Source organism: Brachybacterium avium (genome assembly GCF_002216795.1).
GTDB classification, from domain to species: domain Bacteria; phylum Actinomycetota; class Actinomycetes; order Actinomycetales; family Dermabacteraceae; genus Brachybacterium; species Brachybacterium avium.
Genome location: NZ_CP022316.1, coordinates 1,236,768 through 1,258,808, shown reverse-complemented (window position 1 = coordinate 1,258,808; position 22,041 = coordinate 1,236,768). Strand labels below are relative to the sequence as shown.

At 71.9% G+C, this 22,041-nt stretch carries 18 protein-coding genes; 8 read left to right on the top strand and 10 right to left on the bottom strand.

Features of this window, described 5'->3' with window-relative positions; all coding sequences use genetic code 11:
- Positions 1-27 precede the first annotated feature (27 nt).
- Positions 28-2,241 (bottom strand): acyltransferase family protein, encoded by a 2,214-nt coding sequence (locus CFK39_RS05765; RefSeq protein ID WP_245822938.1) that lies wholly within the window; start codon positions 2,239-2,241, stop codon positions 28-30.
- A 386-nt stretch (positions 2,242-2,627) separates the two neighbouring features.
- Positions 2,628-3,608, bottom strand: a complete 981-nt coding sequence (locus tag CFK39_RS05760) for a hypothetical protein (RefSeq protein WP_089064661.1) — start codon at positions 3,606-3,608, stop codon at positions 2,628-2,630.
- A 96-nt stretch (positions 3,609-3,704) separates the two neighbouring features.
- On the opposite strand from CFK39_RS05760, the gene tgt reads away from it, so the two are divergent.
- On the top strand, positions 3,705-5,042 hold the full coding sequence (gene tgt, locus CFK39_RS05755) for a tRNA guanosine(34) transglycosylase Tgt (RefSeq protein ID WP_420836213.1): 1,338 nt from the start codon (positions 3,705-3,707) through the stop codon (positions 5,040-5,042).
- A 42-nt stretch (positions 5,043-5,084) separates the two neighbouring features.
- Positions 5,085-6,644 carry a PQQ-binding-like beta-propeller repeat protein gene (locus CFK39_RS05750; RefSeq protein ID WP_089064659.1) on the top strand — a complete coding sequence of 520 codons (1,560 nt, stop codon included), beginning with the start codon at positions 5,085-5,087 and terminating at the stop codon, positions 6,642-6,644.
- Positions 6,645-6,663: 19 nt separating this feature from the next.
- On the opposite strand, the gene CFK39_RS05745 is transcribed toward CFK39_RS05750, so the two are convergent.
- The 6 genes from CFK39_RS05745 to CFK39_RS05720 form a co-directional block, all read right to left on the bottom strand.
- The gene (locus CFK39_RS05745) at positions 6,664-7,413 is read right to left on the bottom strand and encodes a hypothetical protein (RefSeq protein WP_177348985.1); all 750 of its coding nucleotides are present in this window, start codon (positions 7,411-7,413) and stop codon (positions 6,664-6,666) included.
- A 31-nt stretch (positions 7,414-7,444) separates the two neighbouring features.
- Positions 7,445-8,035, bottom strand: coding sequence for a hypothetical protein (locus CFK39_RS05740; RefSeq protein WP_089064658.1), 591 nt, complete (start codon positions 8,033-8,035; stop codon positions 7,445-7,447).
- A gap of 99 nt (positions 8,036-8,134) precedes the next feature.
- A complete protein-coding gene (locus CFK39_RS05735) occupies positions 8,135-11,125 on the bottom strand; it encodes a glycoside hydrolase family 2 TIM barrel-domain containing protein (protein ID WP_089064657.1) in 2,991 nt (996 codons plus the stop codon).
- Between the two features lie 252 nt (positions 11,126-11,377).
- Complete coding sequence (locus CFK39_RS05730; RefSeq protein ID WP_089064656.1) at positions 11,378-12,262, bottom strand: carbohydrate ABC transporter permease; 885 nt, start codon at positions 12,260-12,262, stop codon at positions 11,378-11,380.
- On the bottom strand, positions 12,259-13,161 hold the full coding sequence (locus tag CFK39_RS05725; RefSeq protein WP_089064655.1) for a carbohydrate ABC transporter permease: 903 nt from the start codon (positions 13,159-13,161) through the stop codon (positions 12,259-12,261). Before CFK39_RS05725 ends, CFK39_RS05730 begins: the two co-directional genes overlap by 4 nt.
- A gap of 91 nt (positions 13,162-13,252) precedes the next feature.
- Positions 13,253-14,533 (bottom strand): ABC transporter substrate-binding protein, encoded by a 1,281-nt coding sequence (locus CFK39_RS05720; protein WP_089064654.1) that lies wholly within the window; start codon positions 14,531-14,533, stop codon positions 13,253-13,255.
- Between the two features lie 204 nt (positions 14,534-14,737).
- On the opposite strand from CFK39_RS05720, the gene CFK39_RS05715 reads away from it, so the two are divergent.
- The gene (locus tag CFK39_RS05715; protein ID WP_089064653.1) at positions 14,738-16,297 is read left to right on the top strand and encodes a DUF3375 domain-containing protein; all 1,560 of its coding nucleotides are present in this window, start codon (positions 14,738-14,740) and stop codon (positions 16,295-16,297) included.
- A gap of 22 nt (positions 16,298-16,319) precedes the next feature.
- Here CFK39_RS05715 and CFK39_RS05710 read toward each other — a convergent pair whose 3' ends face one another.
- Positions 16,320-16,682 (bottom strand): MGMT family protein, encoded by a 363-nt coding sequence (locus CFK39_RS05710; RefSeq protein ID WP_245822937.1) that lies wholly within the window; start codon positions 16,680-16,682, stop codon positions 16,320-16,322.
- Between the two features lie 123 nt (positions 16,683-16,805).
- On the bottom strand, positions 16,806-17,207 hold the full coding sequence (locus CFK39_RS05705) for a hypothetical protein (RefSeq protein WP_089064651.1): 402 nt from the start codon (positions 17,205-17,207) through the stop codon (positions 16,806-16,808).
- A 284-nt stretch (positions 17,208-17,491) separates the two neighbouring features.
- On the opposite strand from CFK39_RS05705, the gene CFK39_RS05700 reads away from it, so the two are divergent.
- The 5 genes from CFK39_RS05700 to CFK39_RS05680 all read left to right on the top strand — a co-directional run bounded on the left by CFK39_RS05700 (position 17,492) and on the right by CFK39_RS05680 (position 22,032).
- On the top strand, positions 17,492-17,908 hold the full coding sequence (locus CFK39_RS05700) for a hypothetical protein (RefSeq protein ID WP_157697079.1): 417 nt from the start codon (positions 17,492-17,494) through the stop codon (positions 17,906-17,908).
- Positions 17,909-18,005: 97 nt separating this feature from the next.
- Positions 18,006-18,704 carry a DUF4194 domain-containing protein gene (locus CFK39_RS05695; protein WP_089064649.1) on the top strand — a complete coding sequence of 233 codons (699 nt, stop codon included), beginning with the start codon at positions 18,006-18,008 and terminating at the stop codon, positions 18,702-18,704.
- Positions 18,705-18,964: 260 nt separating this feature from the next.
- Positions 18,965-19,999: an ABC transporter substrate-binding protein gene (locus tag CFK39_RS05690; RefSeq protein WP_089064648.1), complete on the top strand. Its 1,035-nt coding sequence runs from the start codon at positions 18,965-18,967 to the stop codon at positions 19,997-19,999.
- Between the two features lie 9 nt (positions 20,000-20,008).
- Positions 20,009-21,004, top strand: a complete 996-nt coding sequence (locus CFK39_RS05685; RefSeq protein WP_089064647.1) for a FecCD family ABC transporter permease — start codon at positions 20,009-20,011, stop codon at positions 21,002-21,004.
- Positions 21,001-22,032: a FecCD family ABC transporter permease gene (locus CFK39_RS05680; protein WP_089064646.1), complete on the top strand. Its 1,032-nt coding sequence runs from the start codon at positions 21,001-21,003 to the stop codon at positions 22,030-22,032. Before CFK39_RS05685 ends, CFK39_RS05680 begins: the two co-directional genes overlap by 4 nt.
- Positions 22,033-22,041: the final 9 nt, after the last annotated feature.

Genomic DNA, 22,041 nt, shown 5'->3' with positions numbered 1-22,041 from the left:
GCGGCCCGGGGCGCGGACGGGCCCGGATCAGCCGGCCGCCGGCTCGAGCTCCTCCGTGACCGCTGCAGCCAGCGTCTCCTCGACGAAGAGCCTGGTCATATGGTTGTCATCCATGTAGACGTAGACCTCGCCGAGCACCGGGGAGCAGCGTTCGGCGGGACAGATCTGCGGTGTGAGATCGAGCAGGGTCACCGCAGCGTCCGGACCGTCGAGCGCGGCGAGCGGAGCGGCCGGGTTCGCGGGGGCCAGCTTGTCCTCGACATCGGCCCCGCAGGCGTCGTCCGCCTCGGCCGGGGTGCCGCCGTCATCGATCACCGCCTCCGCGCACTGGTACTGGTCCACCTCCCAGCGGGGGGTGTCGCGGACGGCGAGCACGTCGATGCCGCGGTCCAGCAGCTTCTGGATCGCCCCCTCCGTGCCCTCGGGGAGAGTCTCCGCAGGGCTGTCGGCATCGGTGAGGGTCACCGTGGTCAGCACGGTCGAGGGCTGGACCGCCTCCAGATATTCCAGGACGTAGTCGTCGTAGCCCGCGCAGTACGGGTACCGCTCGGTGCCGGCGAGGTAGCCGCACCCGTCCATCGAGAGGTTCACGATCTGCAGGTCGTTCTCCTCCGCCCAGGGGATGAGCGCAGGGATGAACTGGCGGGCGTGGGAGCTTCCCACCACCACGATGGTCTCGGAAGCGTCGGCATCGCCCGGCAGCAGCTGCTGGCAGTTCACGTGGCGGAAGCTCCGCTCCGGCTTCCAGGGGCCGCCGCAGCGCTCGGGCAGGTCGGGCCACTGGGACCCCAGCTGCCAGCCGTAGGGACGGATATCGGGCGGGGCGATGGTGGCGACCTCATCGGTCGCCAGGCTCGGCCCCGCCGCCACCGGGGGCTGTGCCGCGGTGCGGTGCAGGACCGTCCACCAGCCGCCTGCCGCGCCGGCCACCAGGGCGAAGCTCAGCGCGATCGCGGTCAGCGCCCGCCAGGGGCGTGCCTCGAGCCAGCGTGAGCGGCGCACCGGGGAGTCCACCGCCCGAGTCACCAGCCAGGCCAGCAGCACCGAACCGGCCAGCACGGCCAGGCCGTCCGCCAGCCCGGCGCGCGCCTGCCCGCTGTGGTGCAGCCAGATCACCAGGATCGGCCAGTGCACCAGGTAGAGGGCGTAGGAGATGTCGCCGATGAACGCGGCGGGGCGCGTGGACAGCACCGAATCCACCCCCCACCGGGTGCCGGAGTGCCCGGCGATGACCACCGCGCCCGCGGCGGCGAGCGGCCAGAGCGCGATCCACCCGGGGAAGAGCGCCGAGACATCCACCAGGATCCCGCAGGCCAGCAGTGCGGCGATGCCGGCCCAGCCGGTGAGGGCGCGCGCGGTGCGCAGGCGCGGGGGAGCACCCTCCTCCGGGCGGCGGGCACCGGTGAGCCGGTCCAGCACCGGCAGGACGAGCGCCAGCAGGGACCCGGCGGCGAACTCCCACATCCGGGCGGCGGTGTCGAAGTAGGCGATCTGCTGCTGGGACTGGGTGGAGACGATCGACCAGGTCAGGGACGCCGCACCGATCACCGCGACCAGGGCGATGAGGGGGCGCCGCACCGACCTCCCGGCCCGGGCCCGCCGCGCCACCAGCAGGAACAGCAGCGGCCACACCACGAACGCCTGCCCCTGCACGCTGAGGGACCAGAAGTGCTGCAGCGGGGAGGAGCCGCTCGCATCACGGGCGTGGTAGTCGACCTGCAGCAGCACCAGCAGCAGATTCTGCAGGTAGAGGGCCGAAGCCACCGCCTCCTGCATGATCACCTGCCACATCGAGGAGGGCAGGAAGGCGGCGGTCCCGGCCAGGACCAGCAGGATCGTCACCGCGGCAGGGGGCATCAGCCGCTTGAAGGTGTGCAGCCAGTAGCGCGGGATCCCCAGCGGCCGGCCCCCTTCGAGGCGGCGTACGAAGGTGCCGGTGAGGAAGAAGGCGGAGAGGAACAGGAAGACGTCCACGCCGCCGGAGACCCGGCCGAGCCAGATGTGGTAGACGGCGACCAGGCCCAGTGCCACCGCCCGCAGGCCGTGCAGCTCGCGGCGGAAGGCGGGGCGGGAGCGCTGCGGCTCGGCGGCCGACGGATCCGCGGCGGTGCCGGCCACGGGCTCCGGGCTGCGGGAGCGGAGCTCCTCACCGCGCAGGCCCCAGGTGCCGGAGACGGAGCCGGAGGTGGACCAGGCGTCCTCCGCCTCGCGCTCGGCGTGCAGCTCGACGGGACCCTGCACCCAGTCCCCCAGGGACGAGGTCTGCGAGGGCAGCGGGCCGGTGAGCCAGCTGGTCAGGTCCGACCCCGGCCGTACCGCAGCGCGCGGGGCGCGGCGGGTTCGGGAGCGGCCTCCGGTGCGGGGGCGGGGTCCGGCTCCTGGGTCCAGTCCTCGAGCGCGTCGGCGAGCGGCGGGGTCGCCGGCTGCTCCCAGGCCTCGGCCGCGGAGGCGGGGCGCCCCTCCTCGTCGGCCGGTCGGGGCGGGTGGCTCCCGTGACGGGAGCGCGGCGGATCACTGGGCGAGCTGATCGTGATCCCCTTCCGCAGGGCAGGTGTCGACGGGCCGTGGGCGGTCTGCTCCCCGCGTCCCGGCGCTGCGTGGATCCTAGTGGATCCGACCGGTCGCTCTCAGGCGGTGGGCCCGGCCTCGACACCGGCCTGCCGGGGGCGACGCACCCGCACCAGCACCAGGACCGCGAGCACCAGGATCGCGAGCGCGGCGATCACCTGCACCGCGACGGACAGCCCGTTCCACAGCGAGAACACCTCGGGGCCGGCGCCGAGGGTGAGCTGCACGATCAGCAGCCGGATGAAGAGGTTCGCCGCGATGGCGCTCGTCCACAGCGCAGCCAGCACCGCCCAGGTCAGCCACCGAGAGGCTCCCATGGTCCGCGCGATGAGGAGCCCGCCGATCGGGACCAGGAGCACGTGGGCGATACCGGCCAGCAGCCCCGGGACCGCAGCGAGGGCAGCGACCACCGAGGAGCCGGAGATGAGGAACCGGCCGCTGACCAGGTTCACGGGCAGGAGCACCGCGGCCACGACGGCCAGGATGCACAGCGCGAGGGCGAGGTGCAGCGGACGGGCGTGGGCGCGGCCGGTCCTCGGCGCCGCCGTCCCCCGGATCCCCAGCAGCAGTGCGAGCAGACCCAGGGCCAGGGTGCACAGGAGGTCGAGGCCGTGCGTCCCCAGGGCGAGGAGCTGCACGGAGGTGCTCGATCCCCCCACCGACCCGAAGGTCGGGACGAGGAATGCCGAGAACGCGGTCCACAGCGGATCCAGCAGCAGCGCGAGGGTCAGCAGGCCCAGGGCGAGCAGGGCGGGGAGCGGGGTGCGGCCATCGCGCGAGGTCGCGCGCTGCACCAGCAGGATCACGGCGATGGCCAGCAGCACGGAGACCACGGTGCTCGCGAGCACGAACGCCTGCACGGCGAGCTCGGCCACCTCCGACGCCCCCGTCGGCAGGAGCGACGGCGAGCGCACGATCGAGACCAGCACATCGGCCGTCGCGAGGACCGCGACGGTGAGGGCGAGCGGGCGCAGCCGCGGCCCGTCCGAGACCGGGGCGGGCGCAGCGGAGGGGACGGACGGCGTGCCAGGCGTGGTCATCGCAGGAGCCCTTCGAGGGGTGGTGAGGACACGGAACGCAGCAGGTGGGCAGGAGGTCGATCCTAGAGGCCGAGCGACCCTGTGGCCGTCGGTTCCATGGAACGAGGGCCTTCGTGGGATCATGACGCGGTGACCTCACCGAGCGCCGAGACCCCCGCCCCCGCCCCGTCCGCAGCCTCCGCGGCGCACGCGGCGGAGACTGGTTTCGAGGTCCTCGCCCGGCATGGCGAGAAGGCGCGCGCCGGGGTCATCACCACGCCGCACGGACAGATCGCCACCCCCGCCTTCATCCCCGTCGGCACCAAGGCGACGGTCAAAGCCGTGCTGCCGGAGTCGATGAGCGACCTCGGGGCGCAGGCGCTGCTGGCCAACGCCTACCACCTCTACCTCCAGCCCGGTCACGACCTGGTCGACGAGGCCGGCGGGCTGGGCGCCTTCATGAACTGGCCCGGGCCCACCTACACCGACTCCGGCGGCTTCCAGGTGATGAGCCTGGGCGCCGGCTTCAAGAAGGTGCTCTCCAGCGAGTTCTCCGGCGGTGAGAAGGCTCGCACCTCCTCCGGCGAGGACGACGACGTCGCCGCGGGCAAGGAGCGGCTGGCCCACGTCGACGACGACGGCGTCACCTTCCGCTCCTTCATCAACGGCGACGTGCACCGCTTCACCCCCGAGATCTCGATGCAGATCCAGCACGGGCTGGGAGCGGACATCATGTTCGCCTTCGACGAGCTGACCACCCTGATGAACTCCCGCGGCTATCAGGAGCAGGCGCTCGAGCGCACCCGGCTGTGGGCGCTGCGCTGCCTGGCCGAGCACACCCGCCTCACCGCCGAGCGCAGCCACCGCCCCTACCAGCAGCTGTGGGGCGTGATCCAGGGGGCCCAGCACGAGGACCTGCGCCGCCGCGCCGCCCACGACCTCGGCACGATGGAGGTGGACGGGCAGGCCTTCGACGGCTTCGGCATCGGCGGAGCGCTGGAGAAGGAGAATCTGGGCACGATCGTCGGCTGGGTCACCGACGAGCTGCCGCAGGAGCGGCCCCGCCACCTGCTGGGCATCAGCGAGGTCGACGACCTGTTCGTCGCGATCGCCGCCGGGGCCGACACCTTCGACTGCGTCTCCCCCTCCCGCGTGGCCCGCAACAGCGCGGTGTACACCGCCACCGGCCGGGTGAACCTCACCGGAGCGAAGTACCGCCGCCAGTTCGCGCCGATCGACGAGGACTGCGACTGCTACACCTGCACCCACTACACGGCCGCCTACGTCCATCACCTGTTCCGGGCCAAGGAGATGCTCTCCTCCACCCTGTGCACCATCCACAACGAGCGCTTCGTGGTGCGCCTGGTGGACCGGATCCGTGACTCCCTGCGCACCGGCGACTTCGACGCCCTGCGGGAGGAGACCACCGGTGCGTACTACGGCGCCCCGCGGTGAGCCGGCAGTGACGCAGTGAGCGCACACCGCAACCGGGAGAGGATGACCGCCCGCGCTGCCGGGTTCGACCGGACCACGGCCTTCGGTGCCGCGGTGGTGCTGCTGGCCCTGGCCGGGATCTGCGTGCTGCTCGGGAGCCACTTCGTGCTCGGCGCCCTGCGCCTGGCCGCCGGCATCCTCGCCGGGCTCGGTGTCGGGGTGACGCTGTTCGCTGTGCTGTCGGGCCGCCGCGCCCGCCCGGCGCCGCGCCCGCGGATCCTGGTGGCGGCCGGTGCGGCGCTCGCGACCGCGCTGGCCCTCACCGTCCCTGCCGTGCTCGCCACCCGGGTCGACCCGCTGGAGGACCGGGCCGCAGCCGGCCTGGAGGCGCTCGCCGAGGGGGACGCCGTGCACTCCCTGCCAGGGCCCGACAGCCCCGTGCTGGTGCACCGCGCCGAGGGCGCCGCCGAGGTGCTGATCGGCAGCGGTGTCCACCACGTCGACGCCACGACCCACGACGTGCTCGCCCTCTCCGCCGACGGGCAGCGACTGGTGCGCGCCACCGGTGCCTCCACCGAGGTGCTCCTGCTGGACCCCACGGCCTCCGACCCCGAGGGCCGGTTCCCCTCCCAGACCTTCGAAGGCACCCCGCTCGCGCTCGCCGGGGACCGGATCGTGCTGCGAAGCTGCACCGAGGGGTTCTGCCGGGCCTCCGGCTTCGACCTCACCGCCCCCGAAGAACCGCTCTGGGTGGTCAGCGCCTCCGCCGAGACCCGCGGAACGGACCCGGCGGGCGTCGAGGTGCCCGCCCGCGCCGAGCAGCCTCCCGGTCTGCTCGACGCGCTGCGCACGACGGGGGTGATGCCCACGGTCCCGCTGAGCTTCGATCCCGGCCAGGGCTGGGTCCAGCTGGATCTGGCGACCGGATTCCCCGTCGGGCGGATCATCGCCGGCCCCGAGGACGAGTGCCGCATCGCGGCCACCGACGAGGCGGTCGGTGCCGCCGACCCGCTGCACGCCTCACCGCTGGTGCTCACCGTCTGCTCCGCAGACGACGGTGCGCTCACCGCCACCGCCTTTCGCGACGGTGCGGTGCTGTGGGAGTCCGCCCCGTCACCGGCGGGGGACTGGTCGGTGCGGCTGGACCAGGGGCGGGTGCTCGCCACCGGCACCGAGACGGACAGCACCGCGGTGGGCGAGATCATCGCCTCCGAGCAGCGGGCGGACTGGACCGCGCCGGGCGGCGCGGGAATGGAGCAGGCGGCGGCGTTCACCACGAGGATCGGCATCGACGGCGCGGCGATGGTCGTGACCAACCCCAGCGGGCAGCTGCTCGCCTACGAGCTCGCCGACGGGGCGAACACCTGGACGCTCCCGCTCGACACCTCTGGCACAGAGGTGCGCGGGACCCTCGAGGCCGGCACCGCCGTGGTGATGGACGGTGCCCGGCGGGAGCAGCCGCTGCAGCCGCGCAGCACCCGGCGGCTGCGGGTGATCGACGCCGCGACGGGCGAGGTCACGTTCGAGGCCCGCGTCGCCGAGGAGATCGACGCCGTCCGCGCCGTCGGCGGCGGCAGAGCACTGGTCACCGTGGACGGGCAGACCCTGCTGCTGGGGGCGTGAGCCGCGGGGAGGACCGGTCTCAGACGGAGAGCTTCTTCGAAGCGGTGCTGAAGACGAAGAACGAGCCCACCGCGATGATCGCGACGATGACGAGGGCGTGCACGACACCGGCGCCGGCCGTGACGTAGTAGATGGCGGTCGTGGACTGGTCATCGATCACACCGGCGATCCCCATGATGATCCCGGCGAGGAAGACGAAGACCCAGAAGAGGACGGCGGAGAGGGGGATGGCGACGGCGGCGATGATCCCGCCCACCCGCGCCCGGCCGCGACCCATCACCGCAGCGGCGATCCCGAGCCCGAGCACGATGAGGTTCACCAGGAAGTTCAGGCCGTACAGCACGAGGTTCGCCAGGCTCGACCCGACCCCGGCGGCGCCGATCTCCCCGCCGGCGTCGGACGCGGCCAGGTCATCCGCGCCGATGAACGTGGAGAGGTTGATGCCGAGGCGGAGCAGGAGCAGCACGGCGGCGCTGATCAGCAGGATGAGGCCGATGAGCTTCACCCGCTTCCAGTTGACCCCGTCACCCGCGCCGAGCTGCGGGCCGGTGCCCATGCCGTACTGACCGGCGGCACCCGGGTACCCGGCCGGGCCGGCAGCGGGGGAGGCCTGGCCCCACTGCGACGGGGAGGGCTGTCCCCACTGCGGCTGCGGGGCCGGGGCCGGCTGCTCGGGCTGCCCCCACTGCGGTGCCGGGGGCGGCGGGTTCTGCCCGCCCGGCCCCCACTGCCCCTGCTGTCCGTGGTCCGGTCCGTACCCCTGAGTCATGCTTCTCCCTCGGTGCTGCCATGGCATGGCGTCACGGCGACGCCTGCTCCAGCCTATCGGGCGTCGCCCAGCGGCGGGACCTCACGGCGCCGATGAGCACCGCCGCCGAGAACACCAGCCAGTGCACCGCCTGCACGACCTGGTCGATGATCGCGATCGTGAAGATCCGATCGACGTCGCCCCCGGTGGCACCCGGGGCGGTGATGAAGAGGAACCGGCCGATGAAGAAGACGACGAGGAAGACGACGAAGGAGAGCACCACTGCTCCGCCGACGATGATCGCACCGGTTCGACCGCGTCCTTGCGCCTTCACCGCGACGATGATCGCCAGGGTGAGGAGCGCGACGGACAGGACGACCGTGATGGCCGATCCGATGCCGATCGAGATCATGGCGTCATCGGGGTCGGTCGCGGTCGAGGCGAGTCCGAAGAAGACCGGCAGGACGATGGTGCTGAGCACGAGGAGCGCGCGGACGGCGACCACGGCGATGCCGACGATGAACATCCATCTGATCAGGCCGACCGGAGCGGGCGGGTCAGCGCTGGAGGCGGGCACGGCCTCGCGCGGATCGTGTCCCCGCTGCCCCTGCTGCCCGTGGTCCGGTCCGTACCCCTCAGCCATGCTCATTCCCTGTCCCGCAGTGTCGTGACGTCACGGCGACGCCCGCTCCAGGGTATCGAGCGTCGCCGTGCGCCGAGGGGTGAAAGGGGGATCGCGGTCTCAGCCCATCGCAGGGGCCAGGCGGAAGCGGAAGGTCTCCTCCCGGGCGGAGAGCACGTACTGCGGCAGCGGTTCCGGACCGCAGGCCGCCGAACCCACGCCGTGCAGCGCGGAGGAGAGGGTCACCCAGGTGCGGCTGTCGGGGCGCAGCGCCCCGTCGTGCGCCCGGGCGTCGAGCTCCGCCGTGGACCAAGGGCGCACCGCGAGCCCCAGCCCCTCCGGTGCCCGCACCGCGAGGGAGGGCCCGTTCCCGCCGGTCAGTGCGGCGCGCACCGTTCCGGCGCGGTTGCCGTTCTCCTGCGGGAACACGTACGGCACCTGGAACTTTGCGAGGGAGGAGGCCCAGCGGCCGAAGGTGGTGCCGCCGCCGGTGTCCGGGTAGGACTCATGCGGGCCGAAGCCCTCGTACTCCACCTGGTCCGGGGCCGAGGGGAGCGCGAAGGTCCAGCCGATCCGCGGCAGCGGCAGGTCGGTGGGCCAGAACGCCGAGGGGGTCACCGTCACCTCCACGTCCACGCCGTCCGCGTCCGCGCTCCAGTGCTCGGTGACGTCGGCGCCCAGCGCCGAGCCGTCCAGGCCGATCCGGCTGCGGACGACGAGGACGTCCCCGTCGGCAGGGTCGGCGGTGATCTCGACCAGGCGGCGGCGGGAGTGGTCCAGCCCGATCCGCTTCCACCGCGCCTCGAGCGGGGCGCGGGTGCGGGCGCGCTCGTTGTCCACCGGGGCGCGGTACAGATCCACGCCGGCCTGCTCGATCTCCAGCGCGCCCAGGCCCACCAGGCGGCCCAGGTCGTCGAAGCGGGCAGGGCCCAGGCTCCAGGAACCGTCCGCGTCGCGGGTCGGGGCGAGACGATCGGCGGCCGACGGGGCGACGGCGGCGCGCAGCCGCTCGGCGTCCACGTGGTCGGCGGTCACGATCAGGTGACCGGCCGGGACCGGGCCCTGCGCCGCGCGGGTGGTCAGGCGGACCGTGGTGGTCGCGCCGTCGTGCACCGGCAGCGCCACCTCGACGCTCTCGCCGGGGGCGACCTGCGGCAGCTCGAGCTCCTGCCAGCTGTCCTGGGCATCCAGCGACACCTCGGCGCGCAGGTGGCCGAGGTCGCTGAAGGCGTAGCGGTTCGTGAGCCGCGCACTGCCCGGGGCGACCTCGAGGCCGACGGGGGAGTAGTGGTGCTTGGCATCGAGCAGGGCCGGGGACGGGGTGCGGTCGGGCAGCACCAGGCCGTCGGCCACGAAGTTGCCGTCGTGCAGGCGTTCGCCGAAGTCGCCGCCGTAGCCGTAGATGCGGTTGCCCTCGGCGTCGGTGGTCTCCAGGCCGTGGTCGATCCACTCCCAGATGAAGCCGCCGTGCAGCGCCGGGTACTGCTCGGTCAGCGCCATGTACTCCTTCAGCGAGCCGGCGCCGTTGCCCATCGCGTGGGCGTACTCGATCCACAGGAACGGCTTGGACATCGACGGCGGATTCGCGAAATGCCCCTCGGGCACGTCCAGTGCGAAGCTGGCCAGCATGCGGGTGAGCTTGTCCTGGTACTCCTGGCCCAGCTCCCGCTGCCCGATCTGCGTGGACTCCTCGATCGTGGAGTACATCAGCGAGAACACGTCCACGTACTCCGCGGCATAGTCCTGCTCGTAGATCACCGGCCGGGTCGAGTCGGTCTCACGCACCGCGGCCACCATCGCCTCGGTGACCGGGCCGGAGGCGGCCTCGTTGCCGATCGACCACATGATGATCGAGGCATGGTTGCGGTCGCGGCGCACGAAGCGCTCGGAGCGCTCCACCAGCGACTGTTCGAACAGCGGGTTCTGCGCCGGCCCCTCGGCCGCGCCGGTGCCGTCCTCGCCCCAGGTCGAGTCGGCGTGGAAGCCGTGGGTCTCGAAGTCGCCCTCGCAGATCACGTACAGCCCGGCCTCATCGCACACCTCGAGGAAGCGCTGATGGGGCGGGTAGTGGGAGGTGCGCACGGCGTTGAGGTTGTGCTGCTTCATCAGCGCCACGTCGAGGTCCTGGTTGCCTTCGTGCTGGGTGCGCCCGAGGACCGGATCCGCCTCGTGGCGGTTCACGCCGCGGAACACGATGCGCTCGCCGTTGACGCGGAAGATGTCCCCGTCCACCTCGACGCGGCGGAAGCCCACCCGCAGCGAGACGGTCTCGGCCTCGGTGCGCACGACGGCGTCGTACAGGTGCGGATCCTCCGCGGACCACGGACGCACCTCGCCCAGGGCGAGGGGGTCCACGCCGGTCGCGGCGGAGTGGCCGAGCGAGGGGATCTCGACCCGCGCCACGACCTCGGCGCCGTCCGCGTCGAAGACGGTCGCGCTGAGCGTGCCGTGACCGGTCTCCGGATCGAAGTCCGCGACCGTGACCAGGTCATGGATCCCGCCGGTCGGGCGCAGCAGCAGGTCCACGCTGCGGAAGATGCCCGAGGCCCACCACATGTCCTGATCCTCGACGTAGGTGTTCACCGACCACTGCACCACGCGGACGTCGAGGAGATGCTCGCCGGGGGAGGAGAGCGCCTCGGTGACGTCGAACTCCTGGGTGAGGCGGGAACCGGCGGTCACGCCGATCTCGACCCCGTCGATCCACACCTTCGCCGCCGAGTCCACGCCCTGGAAGCGCAGCAGCACCCGCGCCCCGGCGGCGAGCTGCTCGGCCCACTCGGCGGGGACGGTCACGGTGCGCGAGTAGTGGCCGGTGGGGTTCTCGTCCGGCACATGCGGGATCTCGCGCGGGATCGGATAGATGACGTTGGTGTACTGCGGGGCGCCATAGCCCTGCAGCTGCCACATCCCGGGCACCGCGATGGTCGCGGGCTCGCCGAGGTCGGTGCCATCGGCGCGGGTGCCGTAGCGGAACCCCCAGTCCCCGTCGAGGTTCAGCTCCGGTGCATCCGAGTGCAGATGGGCGCGACCGCGTAGGCGGTTCCGGCCAGCGGGGAGCTCCTCCCACCAGCGGTCGGAGTGATCGGCAGGGGGCAGCGGGGTGCTCATCGGTGAGGCGTCTCCTGGGCTCGAGATCGGTCGGGGACCGAGTACGTGAACGTTCACGAACGAGTGTACCCGGCAGCGGACGCCCGGTGCCGCGACACCGGCAGCGCCACAAGAGAACTGCCGTATATGACGGTTGAATCCCTCCAGGGCGTTCAACCGTCATATACGGCAGTTCTTCGGTGGGGCAGTCTGGCCGGAGCGTGAGGGACTCCGGGCCTCCGCGCCCGTCGACTGAGCTCCGCTCGCTCGGCGTCAGCCCTTGACGGAGCCCTGCATCAGCCCCGCCAGGAAGTACTTGCTCAGCAGGATGTACACCAGCAGCGTGGGCAGGGAGGCCAGCACCGCGCCTGCCATCGAGACCCCGTAGTTGGCCAGCAGCGCGCCGTTGGCGAGGTTGTTCAGCGCCAGGGTCACCGGTCCGTTGGCGGGGGAGGAGAAGAACACCGCGAACAGGAAGTCGTTCCAGGCATTGGTGAACTGCCAGATCAGCACCACCACGAAGCCCGGGATGGCCAGTGGCAGCGCGATGTGCCAGAAGGTGCGCAGCATGCCGGCGCCGTCCATCGTCGAGGACTCGATCAGCTCATGCGGCACGGACTCGAAGTAGTTGCGGAAGATCAGGGTGGTGATCGGGATGCCGAACACCACGTGCAGCAGGATCAGCGAGGCGACGCCGTTGGGCACGCCCACCGCCAGCAGCATCTGCATCAGCGGGATCATCACGGCCTGGTAGGGCAGGAACATCCCGAACAGGATCAGGGTGAAGACGATGTCCGCGCCGGGGAAGCGCCAGCGCGAGAGGACGAAGCCGTTCATGCAGCCGAGCATCGCGGAGACGATCGTCGAGGGGACCACGATCTGCATGCTGCGCCCGATCGACGGGGCCAGCGCTTCCCAGGCGACGGCCCAGTTCGAGAACGTCCAGTCCTGGGGGAGGGCCCAGGCGCGCGCGGAGCTCGCGTCCCCGGGGCCCTTGAAGCTGGTGATCAGCAGGACGTACACGGGGATCAGGACCACGACCACGCCGAGGACGATGGCGAGGAGGCGCAGCAGGTGCGCCCAGGGGACGCCCCCGCGGGGGCGCGGCTGCTCGGCCGGGGCTGGCGCCGGGGCCGGGGCGGTGACGGAAGTGCTCATCGGGTACGGCTCCGATGCTGCTGGACGAGATAGGGGACGATCAGGAAGGCGATGATGATCAGCAGGAATGCGCCGACCGCGGCGGAGTTCGCGTAGTCGAAGCCCGACTTGAACAGGAACATGTCCACCGCGGGCACCTTCGTCTGGTAGGCGGCGGCCGAGGAGATCGACATGATCAGGTCGAAGGACTTCAGCGACATGTGGGCGATGATCACGATCGCGCTCATCAGCACCGGGGTCAGCTGCGGGAAGATCACCATGCGATAGACCTGCCACTCGCTCGCGCCGTCCATGCGGGCCGCTTCACGCAGCTCGTCGGGGACTCCGCGGAAACCGGCCAGGAACAGCGCCATCACGTAGCCGGACAGCTGCCAGATCGCCGGCAGCGCGATCGCCACGATGCCGAAGGTGATGTTGTTCCACCACGGGTTCTGCAGGAAGTCCAGACCGACCATCTGGAACAGCCGGTTCAGGCCGCTCGCGTTCTCGCCCTGGTTGGAGTTCAGCAGCCAGCGCCACACCACACCGGAGGCGACGAAGCTGACGGCCATCGGGAACAGATAGATGGTCTGGAACAGGCGCCCGCCGCGCAGCGGACGCTCCAGCAGCCACGCCCAGAGGAAGCCCATCGCCATCGCCCCCACCAGGAAGGTGACGGTGAACAGCACCAGGTTCGCCAGCGAGTGGCGGAAGTCCTCGGTCAGCAGCAGCTCGATGTAGTTCGTCAGCCCCACGAAGGCGACGGGCTTCCGGCCGGAGGCCTGCGCGGCGGAGTGGTTGTCCGTCATCGACGTCCAGAAGTTCACACCCAGCAGGCCGTAGACGAAGATGCCGATCAGCAGGATCGACGGCAGGATCATCAGCAGCGGAGCACCGTAGTGTCCGACCAGCTTCTTCATAGAGGGTCCTCGCTCCCGGCCGCGCCGGGGTTCAGGGCGGGCTCGGCCCCGGGGCTGGTGCCCCGGAGCCGAGCCCGCTGTCTTGCGCGGCTCAGGCCGAGGCGTTCGACTCGGCGATCGTGGCGAGCTCCTCCTGGAATCCGGCCACATCGCTCGCACCGGTGGTGAACTTGCTGGTCGCGTCCGAGACATCGTTCAGCCAGGCGACCGGAGTCGCGGCGCCGTGGGCGAGCGACGGGCAGATCGCATCCTGCGCATACGACTCGATCGCCGTCTGCTGGTAGGCGGGGAACTCCTCGGTGTCCACATCGGTGCGCGCGGGGATCGAGCCCTTGGCGAGCGAGAAGCCGACCTGTCCCTCCTGGGAGCTGATGGTGTCCAGCCAGGCCTTCGCGCCGTCCGGGTTCGGGGCGCCGACGGGCAGGGTGAAGGAGTCGGCCAGGAAGCCGAAGATCGCCTCGCCGCCGCTGAGCGGGAAGTAGCCGAAGTCCTCGCCGTCCTTCAGGTCCGCCTGCTGGAAGGAGGCCACCGCCCAGTCGCCCATGATGCTGTAGGCGGCCTCGCCGTCGATCTGCATCTGGGTCGCGTCGGTCCAGTCCAGGCCGTCGCGGTCGGTGTTGGTCAGCTCGATCAGCGCGCCGAAGTGCTCGAGCGCCGTGGTGACGTCGCCGCCGCTCCAGTCGGTCTCCCCGGTCCACAGCCCGTTGTAGGACTCGCTGCCCAGATCTGCCATCAGCACTGCCTCGAGCAGGTTGACCTGCGTCCAGGTGGTGCCGATCGACAGGCCCGTGACACCGGAGGCCGCGGCCTTCTCGACGTCGGCGATGAAGGCCTCGACGTCGGCGGGGACGACGGAGGGATCGATGCCGGCGGCCTCGAGCACCGCCACGTTGGTCCACACCACGTTCGAGCGGTGGATGTTCGAGGGGACGGAGTAGATCTGATCGTCCAGTGTCAGCAGCGTGACCAGGTCGTCCGGGAAGGCGTCGGTGAGCCCGTACTCCTCGTAGAGGTCGGAGACGTCCTCGAGCTGGCCGGCGTCGATGTAGTCGGCGAGCTCGAGCCCGGCGTGCGCCTGGAAGGTGTCCGGCGGATCGCCGGCCTGGAGGCGGGACTGCAGCATGTCCTTGGCCGCGCTGCCGGCACCGCCGGCGACCGAGGCGTTGACGAAGGTGAGATCCGGGTAGTCCTTCTCGAACTGGGCCACCAGCGCGTCCAGCCCGGCCTTCTCGGAGCCCTGGGCCCACCAGGTGAAGACCTCGACCTCGGAGCTGCTCTCGCCGCCGCCGGAGCCTCCGGAGCCACCGCAGGCGGCGAGGCTCGCCGCGGCCAGGCCGGCACCGGAGAGGACAAGGAAGTTCCTGCGCTGCATGGGGGTCTCCTTCGAAGATGACGATGACGTGGCGGAAGTCGTGCACCGCCGCCGGCGTGCAGAGTTTCGCTACATCGTGAACGTACCCCAGGCGGAAAGCAGATCGCGCGACAAACCGGACACAGCTTGGCAACGAAATCGGCGACATCCGGGGATCGTGGGCGGCCGTCACCGCCGCGGGGCGGGACGCTAGACTCTCCCCTCGTGACCACGACCGAGCCGAACCGGTGGACCGACCGCCGCAGCGATGCCGTGTCCGCGCGCAAGGAGACCTACGAGCAGCTGCGCCGGGCCAGCACCTGGCGCCTCCTGGCCGCGACGAAGGCGCCGGCGGTGCTCGCCATCCTGCAGGCGACGTTCCCGGCCGGCGACCGTCGGCTGCCGCGCAGCGAGCTGATCGCCCGGGTCGGTGCTCACCTGCCGCTGCTGCACGACGATTACGACGAGCGCACCGACGGCGACGACGGGGGCGCATCGGAGGAACTCGAACCGCTCGAGGAGAGCAGCGGTGGCCGCACCGCCGCGGAGTACGTCGACGGCTGGGTGCGCGAGGGCTATCTGACCCGTCGCGATGACCCCCAGCGCACCGAGACCACCTTCGAGCCGTCCCCGGCCACGATCGACGCGATCCAGTTCATCGCGTCGCTCGAGGAGCATCGGCCCACCACCACCCAGTCGCGGCTGCAGCTGGTGGTCCAGCAGTTCGAGCGCCTCGCCCAGGAGACCGAGACCGACCGGGACGTGCGCCTGGCAGATCTGCAGCGCCGGCGGGAGCGGATCGAGGCGGAGATCCGGGACCTCGCCGAGGGTGAGCTGATGCTGCCCAGCCCCGAGGCCTCCACCGACAAGCTGCGGGACATCCTGCAGATCGCGACCGAGCTCTCCGGTGACTTCCTCCAGTACCGGGAGGATCTGCGTGCCGTGGACCTGCATCTGCGCGAGCAGATCCTCTCGCCGGAAGGTTCGCGCGGGGAGATCCTCGAGCAGCTGCTGGCGGGCGATGACCTGCTGGGCCAGTCCAGCGTGGGCCGGACCTTCACCGCGTTCTTCCGGATGCTCAACGATCCCGTCCGGACCCGGACCACCCAGGAGCTGGTGGACCGGCTGCTGGAGCGGGACTTCTCCCGCTCGCTCGGACGCGACGAGCGCGAACGGCTCGCCAATGTGTTCAGCGACCTCTACGAGCCCGCGCAGGAGGTGCTCGACGTCAAGACGGAGCTGTACCGGTCGCTGGCCCGCTTCGTGCGCTCCCAGGACTTCCGTCAGCATCGAGTGCTGCTGGAGACGCTGCAGGAGGCCCAGGGGCTCGCGCTCGCGCAGAAGGACGAGGTGCCGACCCGCACGCCCTTCCCGCTCGAGCTGGACCTCTCCCGGGTGCTGCTGAGCTCCGTGTCCCAGCACCGGCTGAAGGACCCCACCGATCCCGGTGCCCCGGCCGAGGCCGAGGTGCATGACGCCACCGCGCTCAGCGTCGAGGTGCTGGCGGATCTGGTGCGGACCAATGACATCGATGTGGTCGGCCTGACGGCGGACATCAACGAGGTGCGGGGCCGCAGCGGCCAGGCCTCTCTCGGGGATGTGCTGCGTGAGCGGCCCGCCGGGCAGGGACTCGCCAGCATCATCGGCCTGATGTTCCTGGCCACCAGCCATGCGCGGGAGCGCGAGGGATCCACCGAGATCGTCACCTGGCGCGAGCTCGACGGCAACGACTACGCGGCCAAGGTGCCGGCCTACTACTTCCTGGAGGACGTCCCGGTCGAATGACCGGGCCGCGGCGGCGCGACGTTCAGGCTCCGGCGAGCTCCGCGAGGGCGGGCCGGGCGCGTACCCGCAGCTGCGCGAGGTCCGTGCCGAAGCGGGCCATCCGGCAGCCTCGGCCGTGCGGGGCCACCTCGATCCCCTCCGCCTCCCAGTGGGGCAGCGCGCGGGCGAGCAGCGGGTGGTCACCGGAGGCGTTGGTGACCCGCCACCACGGCACCCCGGATCCCCAGGTGCGCAGGATGCGGCCCACCAGGCGGGGGCCGACGTCGACGATCGCGCCGATCTCGCCGTAGGCGGCGACCTGCCCGGGCGGGATCGCCTCGACCACGCGCAGCACCCGTTCGACGGTGAGGTCGTCCATGCGGGTGCGGGAGGGGCCGGTGGGCATGGTCATCAGTCTGGCACGGGCGCGGGGAGGCCGACGCACCGACGGCGGCCCAGGGACCAGGTCCCCGGGCCGCCGTCGGTGCGGGGCGTACAGCCCCCGCCGTTCAGCTCCGCTCTCGTCGGCTCAACCGCGGTGCGAGCCGTCCTGCGGGTCGTCGAGCTCCGGCTCCTGCGGAGGCAGTTCGCCGTCCTGCTCGCTGTGCGGCGCGTCGTGCCGCATCGGCCGACCGAACTGCTGATCAGCGGGAGGGGTCTGGCGGCCGCCCGGCTCGCTCGGGGGACCGAACTGCTGATCCGCAGGAGGGGTCTGCTGCGGGGCGCCGTCGACCGTCCCGGTGGAGTCCAGGTATCCGCCGTGGTGCTCGCCCGCGCCGATCCCCGCCGCGGTGCCTGCCCGGGGCGCGGTGCCGAGGTGGGCGTCCTCGGCGTCGGCAGCACCCGGGGCGTGATCATCCGGGGTGCGATCGCCCGGGGTGTGATCGCCCGGTGTGCGATCGCCCGGGGTGTGATCGCCCGGTGTGCGCACCTCGGAGCCGTCGGCCGGCGGCTCCTCATCCGCCGGGCGCGCTGCACGGCGGCCGTGCCCAGCGGGCCGGGCCGCGGTGTCGTCGGCGAGAGCGTCGTCGTCAGCGGTGCGGCCGCGGTCGTCCTGGACGCTGCTGTGCGCCGCGCCGCGCTCATCGTGGCCGTGCTCCCGCCGGGAGTCGGCGGTGAGGGGTGCGCCGTGCTCCTCCCGGTGGGGAGCGTCGTCGGGGTGTCGGGGTCGAGGCGATCGGCCTCGGCGAGACGCTCCTGCACGCTCCCGCGCTCGTGCTCGACCTCGGCACGCTGCTGCTCGGCCGCGACGCGCTGCTTCTCCGCCTCGGCCCGGCGGCGCTCGGCCGCGATCTGCTCCTGCTCGGCCTGCTTCGACCTCTGCTCGGCCTCCAGTCGGGCGCGGTCGGCCTCCAGCTCGGTCTCGCGCACCTCGAGGTCGCGCTCCTGGACGGCCGTCTCGTGCGATTTCGCCTCGTCGCGCAGCTGCGCGGCCCGCTGTCGGTCGGCCTCCTGCTGTCGGGCCTTCCTGCGCTTGGAGGACATCACCCCGAGAGCGATCAGGACGATCAGGATGATGAGCACCACAACGACGATCCCGATGATGACGGGTGTGGACAGTTCCATGGTCGGCTCCTTGCGGTCGATTCCTCCGTGCGATGCGCACGGAGGTCTTCCTGCGTGTTCCGCTGATTCCACCAGATCCGCGGCCTCCATGGTGGCATTTCGGCGCACGGGCCCGGGAATCGGTCGCCTCGGATTCGTGCCTGCGCCGGTAAGGTAGGCGCTCGTGAGCACTTCTGCGCCCCGCACCGATGCCGATGCCGCCCCTGCCGAGGGGGAGGCCCCGTCCACTCCGGGCGCGGCTCTGGTGGATGACTCTCGCCGGGTGCTGGTCCATCTGCTGCAGGGTCCCTTCCTCGATGGGCGTCGTGACGGCGCCCGGTACGCCCAGCTGCTGCGGGACCGTTCGGCGATCGAGGCCCGCCTGGCGGATCTCTTCCTCGAGCTGATCGTCGATGACGATGCCCAGGTCGCCTTCGTGCGGCAGAGCGAGGAGGACCCCGACGCCCCCAAGCTGCTGCGCCGGTTGACCGGCATGAACCGCCTGGACTCGGTGTTGATGCTGGTCCTGAGGCAGATGCTGCTCACCCAGTCCTCACGCGGTCAGCGCACCGTGGTCTCCGAGGCGGAGCTGCAGCAGGCGCTGGCCGCCTACCGCCGCACCACCTCCACGGACGAGGCCGGTTTCGCCAAGGAGGTGCGGGCCTCGATCGCGAAGGTGCAGCGCGCCGGGCTGCTCGACGAGCAGGGTGACGACTTCGAGGTCTCGCCCGTCCTGCGCCTGATGATCGGCCCGGACACGGCCCGCGAGTTCATCGCGCTGTACCGCGAGGCCGGGGTGAGCGGGCTCGATGCCCGCGAGGAGGGCTCCGGGCAGGAGCCGGCCGACGGGCCCTCCGGGGACGTCGCCGTCGCCGACGACTGACCTGTCGGTCGGCGGGCGGGTCCGGCGGTGGCGCCACGCCGCTGGGTGGCCGCGGCGCAGGCCGTCGGCGTGCCACCGGCGGCGTCTGCAATGTGATCCGGAACGCTTCATGCCGGCGCCCAGGGGTGCTCTCGTGCCTGAGGGAGTCCGGATCCGGGAATCTGTCACGATCGCCAATTGCGCACCATCGATGTTTCGGAATAAGGTCAGGCTCACCTAACCGCCTATCGTCGGCGGCCCCGACCTCCGGAGGAATCGTAGTGACGCTCTCCCGTCGTGCGCTCGTCGCGCTGTCCCTGCTCGCCGTCCCCGCCCTCGCCTCCTGCTCCGGCGGCGGGGCCGATGCCGCCCGCGGCGACGGCGCCGATGAGGCGTTCAGCGCGACCATCCCGCACCTCTACGGCGAGACGGTGCTCGAGGCGAAGCCGACGAGGATCGCGACCGTCTCCTGGGTCAATGCAGACACCCTGCTCGCCCTCGGCCTGGTCCCGGCCGGTATGCCCGTCGTGACCTGGGGCGGCAACGACAACGGCTCCACCGACTGGATCGATGCCGCGCTCGAGGAGCTCGGCGCCGGCTGGGGCACCGAGAACGCGCCCGCGACGTACGACGAGTCCGACGGCATCAACCTCGACGAGATCGCAGCGGTGGTGCCGGACCTCATCGTCGCCGCCTACTCCGGGATCACCGAGGAGGAGTACGCCCAGCTGAGCAAGATCGCCCCCACGATCGGCCCGCTGGCCCCGAACTACACCGCCTCCTGGGAGGACGTGCTGGCCGCGCTCGGCACCGCGACCGGCCTCTCCGAACAGGCGGCGACGCTGACCGAGCAGATCAGCGGCGACCTCGCCGCGGTCGGGGAGGAGAACCCCGCCGTCGCCGGGGCCACCTTCATCGCCGGCTCCCTCGGCCTGACCGACAACTCCATCGCCCTGTACCTCGGCGACGACACCCGCCCGCGGTTCTTCACCGCCCTGGGGATGACGCAGGCCGAGGTGGTCACCGAGAACACCGCCGACTCCGAGACCTTCTACCTCGAATGGTCCGCCGAGCGGGCCGACGAACTGGTCTCGGACCTCATCTACTCCTGGGCCGCGCCCGGCACCACCGTCGAGGACTTCCAGGACAACGAGCTGTTCGCCCAGATCCCGGCGGTCGCCGACGGCGGCGTCGTGCTCACCGACGACGACCACCTCACCCTGTCGATCTCGGCGGCCAACGCCCTCAGCCTGCCCTGGGCGCTGGAGCACTTCGTGCCCACGGTCGTCGAGGTCGCGCAGAGCGTCCGCGGCTGACCGGTCGCGGTGCGCCGTTCCACCCCGCTCGTGCTCGCCGGGGGCCTGCTGGCCCTGGCGGTCGCCTGCCTGCTCTCGCTGATGATCGGTGCCCGCACCGTCTCCCCGAGCACCGTGGTGGACGCGCTGAGCGACTACGACAGCTCCCTCACGGACCACGTGGTGATCCATTCGCGACTGCTGCGCACGCTCGCCGGGATCGCCGTCGGCGCGGCGCTGGCCGTGGCCGGCGCCGCGATGCAGGGGATGACCCGCAACCCGCTCGCCGATCCCGGGATCCTCGGGATCAATGCCGGCGCCACCACCGCCGTCGTGCTCGGGGTGTATCTCGTCGATGCCTCCGAGGTGGCCCAGTTCACGGCGCTCGCCCTGCTCGGTGCCGCGCTCGGCACCGTCGTGGTCTACGCCGTCGCCTCCCTCGGCCGGGAGGGGGCCACCCCGGTCAAGCTCGCGCTCGCCGGCGCCGCGCTCACCGCCGGCCTCGGCTCCGTGGTCAACGCCCTGGTCATGATCGATGACTCCTCACTGGACCGGCTGCGCTTCTGGCAGGTCGGCACCCTCGGCGCCCGCAGCCTCGCGGACATCTCCCGGGTCGGCGTGCTAATGGTGATCGGCGCTGTCGTGATCGTCGCGATGGCCGGGGTGCTCAACGCCCTCGCCCTCGGGGACGACGCCGCAGTGGGCCTGGGGGTGAAGGTGGGCCGGGCACGAGCGCTGCTGGGCACGGCGATCATCCTGCTGTGCGGCGCGGCCGTCGCGCTCGCCGGTCCGATCGGCTTCCTGGGCCTGGTGGTCCCGCACGCCGCCCGGCTGCTCGTCGGCGGCGACTACCGCCGGATCGTGCCGCTGTGCCTGCTCGGCGGCCCGGTGCTGCTCCTGCTGGCCGACACGGCGGGCCGGGTGATCGCCCCTCCCGCCGAGGTACAGGTGGGCGTGATGACCGCCCTGGTCGGCGTGCCCGTGTTCATCGTCCTGATCCGCACCCGTCGGCAGGTGGGACTGTGACCGCCCCCGCCCCGCCCCGCCCTGCTCGCAGCCGCCGCCCCGCCCTGGTGGCGATCGCGGCCGGGCTGCTGCTGTTCGCGCTGGTGATCGTGCGGGTGCTGGTGGGCACCCCGATGGTGCCGCTGGACCTTGCGCTGCGGGTGATCGGCGGTGAGGCCGTGCCCGGGTACTCCTTCATCGTGATGGATCACCGCCTGCCCACCGCCGTGGTCGCACTGCTGGCCGGCACCGCCTTCGGGCTCTCCGGCACCATCTTCCAGACCCTGCTGCGCAACCCGCTGGCCAGCCCCGACGTGATCGGAGTGACGCTCGGTTCCTCGGCCGGGGCAGTGATCGCGATGGCGTTCTTCCAGGCCGACGGCCGGGCTCTGTTCTGGTTCGCGCTGCTGGGTGGCCTGCTGACGGCCGTGCTGCTGCTGGTCGTCGCCGGCGGCGGTGGGCCGGGAGCCGCCGGCGCCGCGGACAACCGCTTCGTGCTGGTCGGGATCGGGGTCGCGGCCGCGCTCGGCGCGCTCATCTCCTACCTGCTGACCCGGCTATCGCTGCAGTCGGCGGGCGATGCGCTGCACTGGATGATCGGCTCCCTCTCCTCTTCGACCTGGGACCGGGCGGCGGTGCTGGCCGGCGCGCTGGCGGTGCTGATCCCGGCCCTCGCCCTGCTGATCCCGCGCCTGCGGATCCTGCAGCTGGGTGACGACACCGCCACCAGCCTCGGACTCTCCGTGCCCCGCACCCGTGTGGCGCTGATCCTGGTGGCGGTGATCCTGTGCGCGCTGACCGTCGCGGTCACCGGCCCGCTCTCCTTCGTGGCCTTCCTCGCCGGACCGATCGCGCAGCGCCTCGCCGGCCGTCCCAGCTTCCCGCTTGCCGCCGCGGTCGGAGCCGTGATCGTGCTGCTGGCCGACATCGCCGGGCAGAACCTCTTCGGCGGCACCGAGCTGCCCGCCGGGGTGATCACCGGCGCGCTCGGCGCCCCGTTCCTGATGTGGATGCTCACCCGTTCCCCGACCTCCGGATCCGGAAGGTGACCTCGCGAC

Bases quoted from the DNA above. Each gene is read 5' to 3' on its own strand.
- CFK39_RS05745 (WP_177348985.1), bottom strand. From the start codon at position 7,413: ATGACTCAGGGGTACGGACCGGACCACGGACAGCAGGGGCAGTGGGGG.
- CFK39_RS05750 (WP_089064659.1), top strand. From the start codon at position 5,085: ATGACCGCCCGCGCTGCCGGGTTCGACCGGACCACGGCCTTCGGTGCC.
- CFK39_RS05760 (WP_089064661.1), bottom strand. From the start codon at position 3,608: ATGACCACGCCTGGCACGCCGTCCGTCCCCTCCGCTGCGCCCGCCCCG.
- CFK39_RS05710 (WP_245822937.1), bottom strand. From the start codon at position 16,682: ATGCCCACCGGCCCCTCCCGCACCCGCATGGACGACCTCACCGTCGAA.
- CFK39_RS05740 (WP_089064658.1), bottom strand. From the start codon at position 8,035: ATGGCTGAGGGGTACGGACCGGACCACGGGCAGCAGGGGCAGCGGGGA.
- CFK39_RS05735 (WP_089064657.1), bottom strand. From the start codon at position 11,125: ATGAGCACCCCGCTGCCCCCTGCCGATCACTCCGACCGCTGGTGGGAG.
- tgt (WP_420836213.1), top strand. From the start codon at position 3,705: ATGGAACGAGGGCCTTCGTGGGATCATGACGCGGTGACCTCACCGAGC.
- CFK39_RS05730 (WP_089064656.1), bottom strand. From the start codon at position 12,262: ATGAGCACTTCCGTCACCGCCCCGGCCCCGGCGCCAGCCCCGGCCGAG.
- CFK39_RS05725 (WP_089064655.1), bottom strand. From the start codon at position 13,161: ATGAAGAAGCTGGTCGGACACTACGGTGCTCCGCTGCTGATGATCCTG.
- CFK39_RS05720 (WP_089064654.1), bottom strand. From the start codon at position 14,533: ATGCAGCGCAGGAACTTCCTTGTCCTCTCCGGTGCCGGCCTGGCCGCG.